At 56.7% G+C, this 16,711-nt stretch carries 16 protein-coding genes; 1 reads left to right on the top strand and 15 read right to left on the bottom strand.

The features are described from left to right. The 8 genes from J9253_RS12815 to J9253_RS12845 all read right to left on the bottom strand — a co-directional run bounded on the left by J9253_RS12815 (position 1) and on the right by J9253_RS12845 (position 5,712). On the bottom strand, positions 1-564 hold the full coding sequence (locus J9253_RS12815) for an RNA-guided endonuclease InsQ/TnpB family protein (protein ID WP_228291371.1): 564 nt from the start codon (positions 562-564) through the stop codon (positions 1-3). After that, a complete protein-coding gene (locus J9253_RS20990; protein WP_228291372.1) occupies positions 518-679 on the bottom strand; it encodes a hypothetical protein in 162 nt (53 codons plus the stop codon). Before J9253_RS20990 ends, J9253_RS12815 begins: the two co-directional genes overlap by 47 nt. Positions 680-877: 198 nt before the next feature. Next, a complete protein-coding gene (ureC, locus tag J9253_RS12820; protein ID WP_210221340.1) occupies positions 878-2,578 on the bottom strand; it encodes an urease subunit alpha in 1,701 nt (566 codons plus the stop codon). Further along, complete coding sequence (locus J9253_RS12825) at positions 2,575-2,883, bottom strand: urease subunit beta (protein ID WP_028488597.1); 309 nt, start codon at positions 2,881-2,883, stop codon at positions 2,575-2,577. The genes ureC and J9253_RS12825 overlap by 4 nt, the downstream gene beginning before the upstream one ends. A 10-nt stretch (positions 2,884-2,893) precedes the next feature. Further along, complete coding sequence (gene ureA / locus J9253_RS12830) at positions 2,894-3,196, bottom strand: urease subunit gamma (RefSeq protein WP_028488596.1); 303 nt, start codon at positions 3,194-3,196, stop codon at positions 2,894-2,896. Between the two features lie 14 nt (positions 3,197-3,210). Next, positions 3,211-4,047 (bottom strand): urease accessory protein UreD, encoded by an 837-nt coding sequence (locus J9253_RS12835; protein ID WP_228291373.1) that lies wholly within the window; start codon positions 4,045-4,047, stop codon positions 3,211-3,213. After that, entirely contained in the window at positions 4,040-4,264 is a 225-nt protein-coding gene (locus J9253_RS12840) for a hypothetical protein (RefSeq protein WP_210221341.1), read from the bottom strand. Before J9253_RS12840 ends, J9253_RS12835 begins: the two co-directional genes overlap by 8 nt. Before the next feature lie 80 nt (positions 4,265-4,344). Next, positions 4,345-5,712 carry an 8-oxoguanine deaminase gene (locus J9253_RS12845; RefSeq protein ID WP_228291374.1) on the bottom strand — a complete coding sequence of 456 codons (1,368 nt, stop codon included), beginning with the start codon at positions 5,710-5,712 and terminating at the stop codon, positions 4,345-4,347. A gap of 114 nt (positions 5,713-5,826) precedes the next feature. Here J9253_RS12845 and J9253_RS12850 point away from each other — a divergent pair, with 114 nt between their 5' ends. After that, entirely contained in the window at positions 5,827-7,302 is a 1,476-nt protein-coding gene (locus J9253_RS12850; RefSeq protein WP_210221342.1) for a nucleobase:cation symporter-2 family protein, read from the top strand. A gap of 73 nt (positions 7,303-7,375) precedes the next feature. On the opposite strand, the gene J9253_RS12855 is transcribed toward J9253_RS12850, so the two are convergent. Genes J9253_RS12855 through xdhA form a run of 7 tightly spaced genes read right to left on the bottom strand, consistent with a single transcriptional unit; the run spans position 7,376 to position 16,692 of the window. After that, positions 7,376-8,497 carry a BMP family ABC transporter substrate-binding protein gene (locus J9253_RS12855; RefSeq protein WP_210221343.1) on the bottom strand — a complete coding sequence of 374 codons (1,122 nt, stop codon included), beginning with the start codon at positions 8,495-8,497 and terminating at the stop codon, positions 7,376-7,378. A 21-nt stretch (positions 8,498-8,518) separates the two neighbouring features. Continuing rightward, positions 8,519-9,436: an ABC transporter permease gene (locus J9253_RS12860; RefSeq protein WP_228291375.1), complete on the bottom strand. Its 918-nt coding sequence runs from the start codon at positions 9,434-9,436 to the stop codon at positions 8,519-8,521. Positions 9,437-9,449: 13 nt separating this feature from the next. Next, positions 9,450-10,547, bottom strand: coding sequence for an ABC transporter permease (locus J9253_RS12865; protein WP_210221345.1), 1,098 nt, complete (start codon positions 10,545-10,547; stop codon positions 9,450-9,452). Then, positions 10,534-12,084 carry an ABC transporter ATP-binding protein gene (locus J9253_RS12870; protein ID WP_228291376.1) on the bottom strand — a complete coding sequence of 517 codons (1,551 nt, stop codon included), beginning with the start codon at positions 12,082-12,084 and terminating at the stop codon, positions 10,534-10,536. Before J9253_RS12870 ends, J9253_RS12865 begins: the two co-directional genes overlap by 14 nt. Next, positions 12,081-12,869: a xanthine dehydrogenase accessory protein XdhC gene (gene xdhC, locus J9253_RS12875; RefSeq protein WP_210221346.1), complete on the bottom strand. Its 789-nt coding sequence runs from the start codon at positions 12,867-12,869 to the stop codon at positions 12,081-12,083. Before xdhC ends, J9253_RS12870 begins: the two co-directional genes overlap by 4 nt. Further along, positions 12,866-15,181: a xanthine dehydrogenase molybdopterin binding subunit gene (gene xdhB / locus J9253_RS12880; RefSeq protein WP_210221347.1), complete on the bottom strand. Its 2,316-nt coding sequence runs from the start codon at positions 15,179-15,181 to the stop codon at positions 12,866-12,868. The genes xdhC and xdhB overlap by 4 nt, the downstream gene beginning before the upstream one ends. Beyond that, positions 15,178-16,692 (bottom strand): xanthine dehydrogenase small subunit, encoded by a 1,515-nt coding sequence (xdhA, locus tag J9253_RS12885; RefSeq protein ID WP_210221348.1) that lies wholly within the window; start codon positions 16,690-16,692, stop codon positions 15,178-15,180. Before xdhA ends, xdhB begins: the two co-directional genes overlap by 4 nt. Positions 16,693-16,711: the final 19 nt, after the last annotated feature.

Consider the following 16,711-nt stretch of genomic DNA (forward strand, 5'->3'; position numbering starts at 1 on the left):
CTAAAGAACGAGGATTCCTCCTACGAGACGGCTATGCCCAGCCGCGAGAATGTTCCGAGCTGCATTGACATCTCTATCGTGCAGCGTGCCACACTCGGCACACGTCCATTCTCTTATTCCAAGTCCTGCTCTACCTTTCGGACTGTTGACAGAAATACTGCCGCAACACGAGCAAGTTTGGGTAGTGTACGCTTCGTTGACTTCCTCAAACACCACTGACCGCGCGATCGCTTTGTATTTCAGTTGTGTTTTCAGCATGAACCAGCCTGCATCCAAGACGCTTTTCGCCATCGTGGTTTTGGCTAAGGCGGAACTGCTAACGTTGCCAACAACGATAAGTTCATTCTCACACACCAGCTTGGTGGTGAACTTTTGTAGCGCATCTTTACGCTTATTTTTGATTTTAGCATGGATGGCTTTCACGCGCTTTTTTTGCTTGGCGCGTTGGGCAATGCCTAACTTTGCTTCGAGGTGGCGGTAGAAATTGCTGCACGTCGCGGTGTCTTTCAAACCCAAATCAAGGCCAACATGGGCTGTGCTGCTGGCGGGACTTGGTTTCCGCATTGGCTGCATTCCAGACCTGATTCGCCTCAAATGCCATGCGTGACAGAATCGCCGCGTGTTTGTTGTCGCGAACTCTGACCGATAGCGTTTTGAGGGATGTTGTGGGGGCAATCATCGGGCGATGATGACCCGTTTAGGTGTAAATGACAACGGGAAAACCGTATGAAAGGTGGGAGATACGCCACCAACGGATAAGTTAGCTAAAGACGCTTATATCCTCGACCTGAAGGACGGAGCTTTACGCGAATATTGGTAACTAAAATGCCAAGAATAGGTGGTGGACAATCACCTATCCACCACCGACAAGGAGGTGTTAGAACAGGAAATAGCGTTGCGCCAACGGCAATTCACTCGCAGGTTCGCAAATCAGCAACTCGCCATCGGCACGCACCTGATAGGTTTGCGAATCCACTTCGATCACCGGCTGGTAATCGTTGTGAATCATGCTGGCTTTGCTGATGCTACGGCAGTTTTTCACCACCCCAATCAGGCTTTGTAGCCCCAATTGCTGATGCACACCTGCGTTGTAGCCTGCTTGCGAGAGGAAAGTCATCGTCGTGGCATGTTTGGCCTTGCCAAATGCACCGAACATTGGGCGGTAATGCACCGGCTGCGGTGTTGGGATCGAGGCATTCGGGTCGCCCATCGGTGCGGCGATAATCATACCGCCCTTGATGATCAGGCTGGGTTTCGCGCCGAAAAACGCCGGTTTCCACAGCACCAGATCGGCGAGCTTACCGACTTCCACCGAACCGACTTCGTGGGAAATACCGTGCGTAATCGCCGGGTTGATGGTGTATTTCGCCACGTAGCGTTTAGCGCGGAAATTATCGTGCGTCGCAGGATCAGTTCCAAGGCTACCGCGTTGCACTTTCATTTTGTGCGCGGTTTGCCAAGTGCGGATAATCACTTCGCCCACCCGCCCCATCGCTTGCGAGTCCGAGGAAATCATCGAAAATGCCCCAAGGTCATGCAGGATGTCTTCGGCCGCAATGGTTTCGCGACGAATACGGCTTTCGGCAAACGCCACGTCTTCGGCAATCGCGGGGGAAAGGTGGTGGCAAACCATCAGCATATCGAGGTGTTCGTCAACCGTATTGACGGTGTAAGGCCGCGTCGGGTTGGTGGACGACGGCAGAATATTGGCTTGCCCACACGCTTTGATAATGTCGGGTGCGTGCCCACCGCCAGCGCCTTCGGTGTGATAGGTGTGGATCACGCGGCCTTTCATCGCCGCCAGCGTGTCTTCGAGAAAACCCGATTCGTTGAGCGTGTCGGTGTGGATGGCGACTTGCACATCCATTTCATCCGCCACCGTCAGGCAATTGTCGATCGCGGCGGGGGTGGTTCCCCAGTCTTCGTGGAGTTTCAGGCCGATGGCTCCGGCAGCCACTTGTTCGCGCAAAGGGTCGGGTAGGCTGACATTGCCTTTGCCGAGAAAACCGAGGTTCATGGGAAAGCTGTCGGCGGCTTCCAACATGCGGTGCAAATTCCAGATGCCGGGGGTGCAAGTGGTGGCATTAGTGCCGGTTGCAGGCCCTGTGCCGCCGCCGAGCATGGTGGTCACGCCGGACATTAGTGCTTCGTCGATTTGTTGCGGGCAAATGAAGTGAATGTGCGAATCAATCCCGCCAGCGGTGAGGATGTGGCCTTCGCCCGCAATCGCTTCCGTGCCAGCACCGACCAGAATATTCACCCCGGCCTGGGTGTCGGGGTTGCCCGCTTTACCGATGCCGACAATGCGCCCGTGTTTGATACCGATGTCGGCTTTGACAATGCCCCAGTGATCGAGGATCAGGGCGTTGGTAATGACTACATCGACGACTTCGGCAGCGTTGCGCTGGCATTGCCCCATGCCGTCGCGGATGACTTTGCCGCCGCCGAATTTGACCTCATCGCCGTACACGGTGTGGTCGTGTTCGACCTCAATAATGAGGGCGGTATCGCCCAGCCGTACCCGGTCGCCGGTGGTAGGGCCGTACATTTCGGCGTAGGCTTGTCTGCTGATTTTCATGCCAGTTTCCCCATGATTTTGCCTTGGAAACCGTAAACTTCGCGAGTTCCGGCGAGGGCGACCAGTTCAACGTCGCGGGTTTGCCCCGGCTCGAAACGCACGGCTGTTCCCGCTGGAATATTGAGGCGGAAACCGCGTGTTTTGGCGCGTTCAAACGCCAGCGCATCGTTGGTTTCAAAGAAATGGTAATGCGAACCGACCTGAATCGGGCGGTCGCCGGTGTTGGCAACGGTGAGGGTGACGGTTTCGCGCCCTGCATTGAGTTCGATGTCGCCATCAGCGGGGAAAAGTTGTCCGGGGATCATGGCTTGCTCCTTACACAATCGGGTCGTGAACGGTGACGAGTTTAGTGCCATCGGGGAAAGTGGCCTCGACCTGCACGTCGTGGATCATCTCGGCGATGCCATCCATCACGTCGTCACGGCTCAGCAAGGTGCGCCCGTAATCCATCATTTCGGCGACGGATTTGCCGTCGCGTGCGCCTTCCATGATCGCGCAACTGATGTAGGCAATCGCTTCGGGGTAGTTGAGTTTTAGGCCACGGGCTTTGCGGCGTTCAGCCAGTAATCCGGCGGTGAACAGCAGCAGCTTGTCTTTTTCGCGGGGGGTGAGTTCCATGTCGTGTGCTCCTCCTAAGTATTCCAGATGCGCGGCGGTACGGCGGGGCGTCCCGTGACCAGCGGGCGAATATGTTGCCAGATGTGGCGAAACAGGCGTTGTGCCTGTGCGGTGCTGTTACCCAAATAACGCACCACCAGCACGCCATTGAGCAGGGTCACGCCTGCGCTGCCATCGGTAATGCCCTGACAGTACGGGCGTACTGCTTCCAGTAGCGCAGGCGTGGCAGGGGTAGCCAACAGCGTTGCCATGACCGGTTGCCCACGCAATCCGGCAGCGGTATGCAACGCCTGTGCATGGTCAATCAGCAGCCGATCCAGCAACAAAGGTTTGCCGTCGCGGTACAGGGCTGTTTTGAATAAGGCACTGCCCTGCGTGAATGGCTCAGCAATCACCGGACGCCCCAGGCTGTGGATTTCCCAGCCGATGAATTGCGCTGCCGTATCCAGATGGATGGTGCTGCGCAACGCAATCTTCGCGCCGGGGAAGAAAATGTTTTCCTGCGGCAACCATTCCAGACAGCCACCTGCGACGTGGAAATGCTGGTGTTGCTGCGCCTGTAATCCGGCACTGCGGTAGAATTTGGTCGCCCCCGGTGTGGTCAGCAAAGCGTGTGCCGCAGGTTCAACCGTGAAATGCAGGTGCAATGCATCACCACCTACTACTCCACCGGGCGGGTGCAATACGTAGGCGTGGCAGACTTCGCCTTCGGGGTAAAACGGGCGTTGCACCGCCAGTGGGCCGCGCTGACGGCGTGAAGACAGCACGGTTTTGTCACCACGCCGACTAAAGCCTAGTGTTAATTCAGCCTGCCAGCCCTCGCCCGCTGCGACGGCGGCAGCTTCAATCACGCTGGCGGGAACGGATACGTTGAGTAAGCAGACGTTTCACACCCGCAAACAGCAACCATGCGCCAAGCACAACTGGCAACAGCATCAGGGTATGCACAATAAAATGGCTAGGCTCTGAAGCCGTTTCTGGGTGGGGCAGAATGCCGGAGTGGGCAAATGCACTGCCAGAGAGCATCAAGAAAACACTGGTAATCAGAAAGACCAAACGTTTGTGCATGAAATAGTTACTCCTACTTATCATTGACCATTAGCAGTTATGCAGGTTTCGCGCCAAGCTGGCAAGCACGGAATACGTTATCAGCTTACTTTCCCCACCAGCTTCTTAGCGGCTTGATTATGTTGGTGCATTAGCTCTGCCAAATCTACATCTGGCAATTGCCCATCCACCACTTTCCACTGCCCTGCGACCATGACACGATCAGCTTGTTGCGCACCGCCCAATAACAGTGCGGCTAACGGGTCATGGCTACCGGAAAAGCGCAATTCATCGAGTTTGAACAAGGCCAGATCCGCCTGCATTCCCACCGCGATTTCGCCAATATCCGTGCGCCCCAGTACCCGTGCGGAACCTTGCGTTGCCCAGCGGTAAGCATCCCGATGGCTGATTTTTGCCGAACCGTAACGCAAGCGCTGTAAATACATGGCCTGACGCACTTCACTGATGAGGTTGGAATGGTCGTTGGAGGCAGAACCATCCACTCCCAAACCGACCGGGCTACCAGCAGCTTCCAGTTCCAGCGTGCGGCAAATACCGGAAGCCAGCATCATATTGGAATTGGGACAATGGCATACGCCCACTCCAGCAGCGCCCAAACGCGCGATTTCGCCGTCATCAAAGTGGATGCCGTGCGCCAGCCACGTCTGTTTACCCAGCCAGCCGACACTTTCCAGATAATCGACAGTACGCATACCGAAGTGTTTCAGGCAGAACGCTTCTTCATCCAGCGTTTCAGCCAAATGGGTGTGCAGCCGTACCTTATGCTGGGCAGCCAAGACGGCGCTGGCTTTCATCAGCTCAGTGGTCACAGAGAAGGGGGAACAAGGCGCTAGTGCAATTTGTACCATCGACCCGGCGGCAGGGTCATGGTAGTCGCGGATCAGGCGTTCGCTATCGTCCATGATCGTGGTTTCTGCCTGTACGGTACTTTGCGGGGGCAAACCGCCCTGATCTTTGCCCAGACTCATGGAACCGCGTGTCAGTGTCACCCGCACCCCGACCTGCCGTGCCGCTTCCACCTGCACATCAATGGCATTTTCCATGCCCGCCGGGAACAGGTAGTGATGATCTGCGGCGGTGGTGCAGCCAGACAAGAGCAGCTCGGTCAGTGCCAAGCGGGTCGCCACAGCTAGCATGTCTGGCTCCAACCCTGCCCAAACCGGGTAGAGGGAAACCAGCCAGTTGAACAGTTCCTGATTCAAGGCACCCGGATATGCGCGGGTCAGAGTTTGGTAGAAATGGTGATGGGTATTGACCAACCCCGGCAAGACCACATGCGCACTGGCATCAAACACTTGTGCACCGTTTGTGTCAGGTTGCTGCCCGCTGCGAACCAGTTCGGTGATTATCCCGTCTTGCACGACCAGACCGCCGCCAGCATCCACGCCGTCCGACACCAGTATGGCTAACGGATTCTTGATCCACACAGCCGAATTATTCATAAGCATATAACGACAGTTTCCTTTGATGGAGTAGATGGCAAGGATTTTGCATTATCTTAAATAAATCCTGACCGATTGATCAACTTTTTATTTCACCCACTGTTACAAGGAGCCCCTCCTATGCCTAACTCGACGCATCCTGTTGATGAAGTCCTACCCTTCGGGCAGCTAGCCACCCTTGGGTTACAACACGTACTGGTCATGTATGCCGGAGCGGTTGCCGTTCCATTGATTATCGGTAAAGCCCTGCAACTCAGCCCTGAGCAGATCGCCCTGCTGATTTCTGCCGACTTGTTCGTCTGTGGGCTGGTCACCCTGATTCAATCTTTTGGTGCAACCCAATGGTTCGGTATCAAACTTCCCGTGATGATGGGGGTTACTTTTGCGGCGGTTGCACCACTGGTAGCCATTGCTAAAACCACCCCCGGCATGGAAGGTGCACAGCTTATCTTCGGCTCGGTCATTGGCGCGGGTATAGTTGCGGTGATTATTGCACCGCTGGTTAGCCGTATGCTGCGTTTTTTCCCACCTGTTGTCACCGGAACCATCATTACTGTGATCGGCATCAGCTTGATGCGCATCGGCATTAACTGGATTTTCGGCAACCCGTTTGGCCCAACAGCGCCCAGTATCATCAACCCTGACCATGCCGCCTGGCTCGATGCAGCGAAAACAGCGACGGCTTCCGGCTTACCAGCCATACCGGACGGTTTGGCGCTCGCCCCGTCCGTGCCTAACCCAAAATACGCTTCACTCAGTAATATTGGTATTTCCGCAGCCGTGCTGGTGTCGATCCTGTTGATTACCAAATATGCCAAGGGTTTCTTTTCCAATGTCGCGGTACTGCTCGGTATCATCCTTGGTGGGGTGTTGACGGCGGCAATGGGGCTGATGACCTTCGACAAAGTAGCCAATGCACCTTGGTTCGCTTTGGTGAAACCTTTCCAGTTCGGTATGCCGGTGTTTGACCCGCTGCTGATTCTAACCATGTCGTTAGTCATGATTGTGGTGATGATCGAATCCACCGGCATGTTCCTTGCCTTGGGCGACATGACCGAACGCAAGGTTGATCAACCTGCATTGGCTCGCGGTCTGCGTACCGATGGCCTCGGCACCATACTGGGCGGCGTCTTCAATGCTTTCCCCTACACCAGTTTCTCGCAAAATGTGGGCTTGGTTGCTGTCACGGGTATTCGTAGCCGTTTTGTTTGCGTCGCCGGTGGCCTGATCCTGATTTTGCTGGGGCTGCTGCCTAAAATGGCGGCGCTGGTCGAATCGCTGCCAACCATGGTGTTAGGCGGGGCTGGCATTGTCATGTTCGGGATGGTTGCTGCTACCGGCATCCGCATACTGTCCAACGTTGACTTCAAGCATAACCGCTACAATGCGCTGATCATTGCTATTTCTGCTGGCATCGGCATGATCCCGCTGGTCGCACCCAACTTCAAACAATGGTTGCCGCATGGCATTCACCCCTTGATTGAATCTGGGATATTGCTGGCGTCTTTCAGTGCCGTGTTGCTGAATCTCTTCCTGAATGGTGCGAAAGAAGATTTGGAGGCGGTAAAAGCAGCCAGCCAACACGCGGAGAGTTAAGCCAATCTCCACACCATAAAAAACGCCCGCCGGTTTGAATCGGCGGGCGTTTTTTTGTGCGGCGTTTCGAGGTTTACTTAGGCAGTTTACCTTCCACACCCTTCACGTAGAAATCCATTTTAGACAAGTCTTCATCCGACATGATGCTGCCTTTGGCAACTACTTCTTTGCCATCCTGATCAACGACTGGCCCGGCGAAGGGTTGCAGCTCACCACTGACAATTGCGGCCTTGGCTGTCGTTACTTTCTCGACGACATCTTTGGGCACTGCGTCACTGAACGGAGCCAGATCCACCATGCCATCCTTGATGCCTTTCCAGATGCTGCTAGGCTTCCAAGTACCATCCAGCACTTTCTGCACTTCACTCACGCAATAATCACCCCAATGATGGGTAACAGCGGTCAACTGGGCTTTCTTGCCGTACTTGGACATATCGGAATGGTAGGCAATCGCGTACTTGCCCTTTTCTTCTGCCGCCGCGACGACCGCCGTGGAATCGGTGTGATGGGTAACAATATCCGCCCCCTGATCAATCAGGGCATCGGCTGCTTCACGCTCACGACCGGGGTCAAACCAAGAGTTTACCCACACCACTTTCACCTTGATAGCCGGGTTCACACTTTGCGCCCCCAATGTATAAGCGTTGATCCCCTGTACTACTTCAGGAATCGGGAACGCCGCCACATACCCCAAGGTATTGGATTTGGTCATGGAACCAGCAATGATTCCCGCCAAATAGCGCCCTTCATAATAACGGGCATTATAGTTGCCCAGATTAGCCGCCGTCTTATAACCGCTGGCATGGTCAAATGCCGTGTCCGGGAAGGCTTTGGCGACTTTCAGCAACGGGTTCATAAAACCGAAAGACGTGCCAAAAATCAGCTTGTTGCCACTGGAGGCCATTTCGCGAGCCACGCGTTCGGCTTCTGCCCCTTCAGGAACGCTATCAATAACAGTGACTTTCACCTTGTCACCGAATTTTTCCTCTACCGCCTTGCGCCCTTCATCATGCTGGTAAGTCCAGCCTGCATCACCAATCGGGCTAACGTAAATGAACCCGATCTTCAAGGGTTCCCCTGCTGCCGCTGCGGCTTTTTCCTCAGCCAGCACGCTCCCTGCTGCGGCAAGCCCGCCTGCCAACAGGCACAGCCCCAGTAAGTGTTTGGCTTTACCAGCCAGATATTGATAATGCATATGCAAGTCTCCTTGGTTACGTCAATGAACGTCGTCGTGATAAACCTGCCCCAGAGAAGCCGGGGCATTCAGCCGGATCACATTCGCATCGCGCGAAATAATGACCAATACAACAATGGTTGCCAGATACGGCAACATGGTTAAGAACTGCGAGGGAATCTCCACTCCCAGCCCCTGAACATGGAATTGAGCAATCGTCGCCCCGCCGAACAGCAGCGCCCCCAACAACACCCGCCCCGGTCGCCAAGTCGCAAACACCACCAGCGCCAGCGCAATCCAGCCGCGCCCTGCCGTCATGTTTTCCGCCCACAACGGTGTATAAACCACCGACAGGTAAGCACCGCCCAAGCCCGCCATTGCGCCCCCGAACAGCACCGCGAAATAACGGATGCGGATCACCGGATACCCCAACGCATGAGCCGAATGCGGCGATTCCCCCACCGCCCTCAGGATTAACCCGGCACGGCTACGGTACAAAAACAACGACACCCCGAAAAAGGCCAGCAGCGCCCCATAAGCCAAAATATCGTAAGAAAACAGCAACTTTCCCACCACCGGTAGCGAACTCAGCCAAGGCAGGGAAAGCCCTTTAAGGCCATCCAGCGCAACGCTGGTGTATGCCTGCCCAATAAAGGCACTCAAACCCACCCCGAAAATGGTCAAGGCCAAACCACTAGCCACCTGATTCGCCATCAGGCTCAGCGTCAGCACCGCAAAAATCAACGCCATCAAAGCTCCGGCCACGGCTCCCGCCAATACTGCCAGCCACAACAGGCCGGTTTCTGCTGCCACCATGAACGCACAGACCGCACCGATCACCATCATGCCTTCCACCCCAAGGTTCAACACCCCAGACTTTTCCACCACCAACTCACCCAGCGCCGCGTACACCAGCGGGATACTCGCCGCCACTGTAGCGGTCAGGATCAGAATCAACATTTGCATATCCATTTCAATGCTCCGGCACAATGACGGCAGCAAGCCGCTTAGTACCCGTCAGCCGCACGCGGAAGTGAATCAACACATCCGCCGCCAACAAGAAAAACAGCAACATGCCCTGAAACACACCACTCACCGCAGCGGGCAACGCCAACTGCATTTGCGCCGATTCCCCACCCAGATACAGCAAGGCCATCAACAAGCTCGCCAGCACAATGCCAACCGGGTGCAAACGCCCCACAAACGCCACGATAATGGCGGCGAAACCGTAACCGGGTGACAGCGGTATCAGCAGTTGCCCGATCGGGCCTGCCACCTCACTGGTTCCGGCCATACCGGCAGCAGCCCCGCCCACCAGCAAACCTGTCCACACCATCCGGTGCTGATTGAAACCAGCATATCCCGCCGCTCGCGGAGCCAACCCCGCCACCCGCATCTGGAACGCCAGCAAGCTCCAGCGGAAAAACACCAAAGCCACGCCCAAGGCCAGCAACGTCACCAATACCCCCGCATGAGTACGTGTACCTTCCAGCAAATTGGGCAACAGCGCTGCATCTGAAAACAGCCGGGATTGTGGAAAGCCATACCCATCCGGGTCACGCCAAGGGCCATGAATCAGCCAACTCAGCAACAGATTGGCGATATACACCAGCATCAGGCTCACCAGAATTTCACTGGTATTGAAGCGCGTCTTGAGCAAGGCCGGAATCGCCGCCCACGCCATGCCCCCCAACGCCCCCGCCACAAACATCAAGGGCAACACCCAATGGCTGTCACTGTCATGCAGCCACAACGCCACGCCCCCAGCGGCAATGGCTCCCAGCGTCAACTGCCCTTCGGCACCGATATTCCAGATATTGGCGCGGTAGCCCACCGACAAGCCCAGCGCAATCAGCGCCAACGGCGATGCCTTGATCAGCAATTCACCCAAGCCGTACCAGTCATTGATCGGCTCAATGAAAAAAGCATGGAAGGCTTTCACCGGGCTTTGCCCCAGCAGGCTGAAAATCGCCATGCCGAACAACAGGGTCAAACCGATAGCGATTAAGGGCGACAGATACACCATCTTCCGCGAAGGGTGCAGACGTGGTTCCAGTTTAAATCCCCTCATGTGCAAGCTCCTGTTGCTGACTACCACCCATCCACAAACCGATTTCCTCGATACTGGTCGCCGCAATCGCACGGCTGGGAAACAGCTTACCCCCCGCGATCACCGCGATACGGTCACAAATTTCAAACAGCTCATCCAGCTCTTCCGACACCACCAGAATGGCTACGCCGCTATCCCGCAAATCCAGCAAGGTCTGGCGGATAAAGCTGGCTGCCCCCACATCCACCCCCCAAGTCGGTTGGGACACCACCAGCACCTGCGGCTTGAGCAGCAACTCCCGACCGACAATGAATTTCTGCGCATTGCCGCCGGAAAGGCTCTTGGCTTCCGCTTCTGGGCCGCTGCACTTGACGTTGAATCGGGTGATACAGTCGCTGACAAACGCCCGTATCTGGCGCTGGCGAATGAAACCGAAACGGCTCAACCCGGCCTCGTAGCCCGTCAGTAGCGCATTCAGGTTGAGGGACATATCCGGTACTGCCCCACGCCCCAACCGTTCTTCGGGAATGAAACGCAAACCCGCCGCCCGCCGTTGGGCAGGGTTCATCCGTCCCGCAGGCTGCCCGTTGAGCAGGATGTCATCCGCTTGCTGCGAAGGTTTTTCGCCACTGATGGCATACAGCAATTCCTGCTGCCCATTGCCCGACACCCCGGCGATACCGAAAATTTCACCGGCATTCACGCTCAGGTCGATGTTTTGCAAATCTGTCCCGAACGGGTCGGCGGATTGCCGGGTTAGTTGTGAAACCACCAAGCGTGCTGCGCCAGCCTCGCGAGCCATGCCGTGTTGGCAGGCAGGCAATTCCTTGCCAATCATGAGTTCCGCCAGACTTTTAGCACTTTCCTGTCGCGGGTCAGCGCTGCCGGTCACGCGCCCATTCCGCAGCACCGTGGCGGTGTGGCACAGTTCGCGGATTTCATCCAGCTTGTGGCTGATATAGAGGATGCTGCACCCTTCGTCCGCCAGCCGCCGCAGGGTTTCAAACAGCTTGCGTACCGCTTGCGGAGTCAGCACCGAGGTCGGCTCATCCATGATCAGCAAGCGCGGGTTCTGCAACAGACAGCGCACGATTTCCACCCGCTGGCGCTCCCCAACCGACAAGCCATGCACCGGGCGCTCCGGCTCCAGCGGCAGGCCGTAACGCTTGGAAACCTCTGCGATCTGGCGAGCGAGTTGCGCCATGTCCTGCTTCTCATCCATCGCCAGCGCGACATTCTCCACCACGGTCAGGGTGTCAAACAGGGAAAAATGCTGGAACACCATGCCAATGCCCAGACTGCGAGCCTGTGCCGGGCTGTGTATCTGTACGGGCTTGCCATCCCAGAACACCTCGCCCGCATCGGCTTTGGTCACGCCGTAAACCACTTTCATCAGGGTGCTTTTGCCCGCGCCGTTTTCACCCAGTAGTGCGTGGATTTCGCCGGGCATGACCTTCAGGTCAACATCCTGATTGGCAATCACCGAGGGGTAAATTTTGCTGATGCCACGCAATTCCAGACGGGGAGGAACGGGCGCGGCAGGGGGTATTGTCATCATGCGTGAACCTCTCGCAGGCTAAGTAACTGGGCGGCAATGGCAACGGCTATCGCCCCCGGCTGTTTGGAACGGATTTCCGGCATACCCACCGGGCATACCAGCCGTTCCAGTTGTTCCGGGCTAATGCCCGCTTGCAGCAAGCGATGCCGGAACCGCGCTGCCTTGGTGGCTGAACCAATCAGGCCAACGAAATGCACATCGTCGCGCCGCAATACCTGCTCACACAGCGCCAGATCCAGCGCATGGTCATGGGTCATGATCAGGTAATCACTGGCGGGAGGCATTGCGGCGACTAATTCAGCAGGGTCTTCCAGCAAATACGTGCTCACACCCGTAACGGCACTGTCTTCCAACCAATCCGGGAAAGCTTCGGGGCGGCTGTCAATCCAGTGAAGCTGGCAGGACAGATTCATCAGCACCCTGACGAGGGCTTGCCCGACATGCCCTGCCCCAAACAGAACAATGTTGAAACCGTTCGGGGGCAAGCATTCCAGCAGCAACGTCACCACGCCACCGCAGCATTGCCCCAGTTCCGTGCCGAGTACTACACGTTCCTGTTGGCAGACGGGTTGTTGTCCGCCCCGAGTCAAGCAGTCGCGGGCTTTGGCAATCACCTGATATTCCAGCCTGCCGCCCCCAATCGTGCCGTAGCAGCGTTCCGTGGCGACGACCATCTTGGTGCCGGTTTCGCGCGGCACGGAACCTTCGGTTGCCACCACTGTGACCAGCACACAAGGCTGGTGCTGTTGGTGGCAGGTGGCAATGGCTTGCATCCAAGGCATCATGCGGGGAAATCCTCCGGCTGGTTTTGCAGGCGTTCGATGGCCAGCAGGACTTCTTCCGGGGTAGCAGGCGCATTCAGGCGCGAGCTGTAACGGTGCGCAGCGACACTTTCCACTGCGTATTTGAGGGCGTAAAACACCGACATCGCCAGCATTAGCGGTGGTTCGCCAACAGCTTTGGAACGGTAAATCGTGTCTTCGGGATTCGGCTTTTTGTTGACCAAACTCACCTTGAACATCGCGGGCACGTCTTCCGCCAAGGGAATTTTGTAAGTCGATGGCGCATGTGTCAGCAAGCGCCCGGCGGCATTCCAGTACAATTGCTCGGTGGTCAGCCAGCCCGTACCTTGCACAAAGCCGCCTTCGATCTGCCCAATGTCGAGAGCTGGGTTCAGGGAATTGCCTACATCGTGCAGGATGTCCACCCGCTGGAGGGTGTATTCGCCGGTCAAGGTATCCACCAGCACTTCCGACACCGCAGCACCGTAGGCGAAATAGTAAAACGGCCGTCCGCTGAGGGTATGCGGGTCGTAATGGATTTTTGGGGTACGATAAAAGCCGGTCGCCGACAGGGAAACCCGCTGAAACCAAGCCTGATGCGCCAATTCGGCAAAACTGAGGTTTGCCACATCGCCGATGTGCACCCGCCCGTTGGCAAACACAATGTGCTCGGCAGCAACGGCGTATTGCTCGGCAGCAAAGCGGATCAGACGTTGCTTGATGGTTTGCGCTGCATCACGCGCAGCCATGCCATTGAGGTCAGCGCCGGAAGAAGCCGCCGTGGCGGAAGCATTCGGCACTTTTTCGGTACTGGTGGCGGTACAGCGGATGTCAGCCAGTGCAATCTGCAAGGTTTCCGCCACCACTTGCGCGACCTTGGTATACAAACCCTGCCCCATTTCCGTGCCGCCGTGGTTCAACTGCACCGTTCCGTCGCTATAAACATGCAGTAACGCCCCCGCCTGATTGAGGTGGGTAGCGGTAAAGGAAATGCCAAATTTGACCGGGGTCAGGGCAATGCCTTTCTTCAAATAGGGGTTGGCGGCATTGAATGCCTGGATGGCTTGTCGCCGCGCGGTATAGTCCGCTGTCTCGGCCAGTTCCGCGACAATCTCGTGGATAATATTGTCTGCCACTTTCATGCCGTACTGGGTGACATCACGGCTGCCATCGGTGCGGTAGAAATTGCGCTGGCGCACCACCAGCGGATCAAGCTGCAAATAGCGGGCAATTTCGTCCAGCACGTATTCAATCGCCATCATCCCCTGCGGGCCACCAAACCCCCGGAAAGCAGTATTGGATTGGGAATTAGTCTTGCAACGGTGGGAGATAATCGCCACGTTTTCCAGAAAATAGGCATTGTCCGCATGGAACATGCTGCGGTCATTGACCGGGCCAGACAAGTCCGCCGAAATACCACAGCGGGAGGCATAGTCCAGCTTGATGCCGCTGATCAGACCGGATTCCTCAAAGCCGACTGCGTAGACAATATCGAAGCAATGACGCTTGCCAGTCAGCAACATGTCGTCGTCACGGTCAACCCGGTATTTCACCGCACGCCCGGTTTTCGTCGCCAGCAAGGCTGCTACGCAAGCAAAAAAGCCAGGCTGGCTTTCCTTACCACCGAAGGCTCCACCCATGCGACGGCATTCCACCACAATGTCTTTTTGCGTAAGCCCCAATACCCCGGCAAGCATTTCCTGAACATGATGCGGGTGCTGGGTGGAGCTGTACACCAACAGGTCGCCGTTTTCCTTAGGCTGGGCGAAGGCAATTTGCCCTTCCAGATAAAAATGTTCTTGCCCGCCGAGTTGAAACTGGCCTTGCAAGGTGTGGGGGGCGTGCTGCAAAGCTGTCTCGGCATCACCTCGCTGTAACTGCTTGGGTGGCATCACCTGATGCCCCGCTGCCACCGCTTGGCGGATGTCGAGATTGTGTGCAAGCACGGCGTAATCAATGTCCGCCAGCAAGACCGCACGGCGGGCAGCTTCCACCGACACCGCCGCCACCGCAAACAGCGACTGACCAATGTATTCCACCCGTTCCACCGCGAACACCGACTCATCGGCAAACAGCCCACCCATGTGGTTGACACCGGGAATATCGGCAGCAGTAATGACCGCCACCACGCCGGGGGCTTGGCGTACCCTGTCCAAATCTACCCGGCGTAATTCGGCATGAGCTTGGGTACTCATGCCAACGGCGGCATACAGGGTATCTTTGGGTTCTGGCAAATCATCAATGTAACGGGCTTCCCCGCTGACATGCAGGTGAGCACTTTCATGGCGAATACTGTGACCGACGCTACTGTTCATACGCACACCTCGCGACGGGTAACGCCGGTCTGTACGGCGGGTTCAGCCGTTTGCAGGTAAAACTTCAGCAACAGGTTACGCGCCACCTGCATCCGGTAATGTGCCGATGCTCGCAGGTCACTGAGCGGGGAAAAATCACTCGCCAGCGCTTGCATCGCCTGTTCGACGGAGGCGTTATCCCAAGGCTGGTTACGCAACACGTCTTCCGTGTGGTAAGCGCGGGCGGGAATCGCTGCCATCCCGCCAAAAGCCATGCGAATCTGGCTGACCCTGCCGTTTTCCAGCGCCACACAGAATGCCCCACAAACTGCCGAAATATCCTGCCCGAAGCGTTTGGAAATTTTGTAGCTGCGTAACGCCCGCCCCGCTGACGGCAGCGGAACCCGCACAGCCTGCACAAACTCGCCCGCTTGCAGCGCTGTTTGCTGATAGCCGAGGTAAAACGCCTCCAGCGCCAGTTCGCGGGTTTCATCCCCTTTGCGCAGCACGACATGCGCATCCAGCGCCAGTAACAAGGGCATGGAATCACCAATGGGCGAGCCGTTGGCAACATTGCCCACCAGCGTTCCAGCACTGCGAATCGGCAAGGAAGCAAAGCGGCTATGCAAGTCCTGCAACACTGGGTAATGCTGCACCAAACGTGTGTAAGCATCTTCCAGCAACACCGCTGCGCCGATGTCCAGCCAGCCATCCTGCTCGGTGAGGGTGGTCAGTTCCGCGATATTGCCGAGGTATACCAGCGTCGCAATGTCACGGTGCTGCTTGCTGACCCACAAACCGACATCGGTTCCGCCCGCCAGCAAAACCGCATCCGGGTAAGCCGCCAAGTACCCGGCGAGTTCCACCAATGTTTTCGGGGCAAAAAAGCGTTGTTGCCCGTGCGCCAGTGCCACACTGCGGGGGTCGGCTGCCAGCGCCTGCAATTGCTGGATCAGTACATCCTGCCCCACCGGATTGCCGGCGGGTGCGGTCAGCGCACTTATTTCGGGCGAGGGAACGGCTTGGGCGTAGTCATACATCACCAAACCCGCCTCAATAATCGGACGATAGCCAGTACAACGGCATAAGTTACCGGACAGGGCGGTGGTAAGCTGTTCCCGGCTGGCACTGGCATGATTCTTGTAAAAGGCAAACAGGGACATGACGAAGCCCGGCGTACAGAAACCGCATTGCGAAGCATGGCAATCGACCAGCGCCTGCTGTACCGGGTGCAGTTCGCCCGGCGCCGGACGCAGGCTTTCCACCGTGTACAATTGCTTGCCATCAAGCAGCGGTAGAAACTGGATACAGGCATTAACCGGGCGGTAGCGTAACTGCCCCCGATGCAGGTCGGCGATGACCACGGTACACGCACCGCAGTCACCTTCCGCACAGCCTTCCTTGCTGCCTTTACGGCCGAGGTGGTCACGCAGGAAATTCAGCACAGTGGTCGTCGGGCTAATGCCTTGTACCGTGATTTCCTCCTGATCGAGCCGGAAGGTAATGCTTGAACGTACTGCTGTTTCACTCATGAACGTGTTTCCTGACAAA

The sequence above is a fragment of the Thiothrix litoralis genome (genome assembly GCF_017901135.1).
GTDB lineage: Bacteria > Pseudomonadota > Gammaproteobacteria > Thiotrichales > Thiotrichaceae > Thiothrix > Thiothrix litoralis.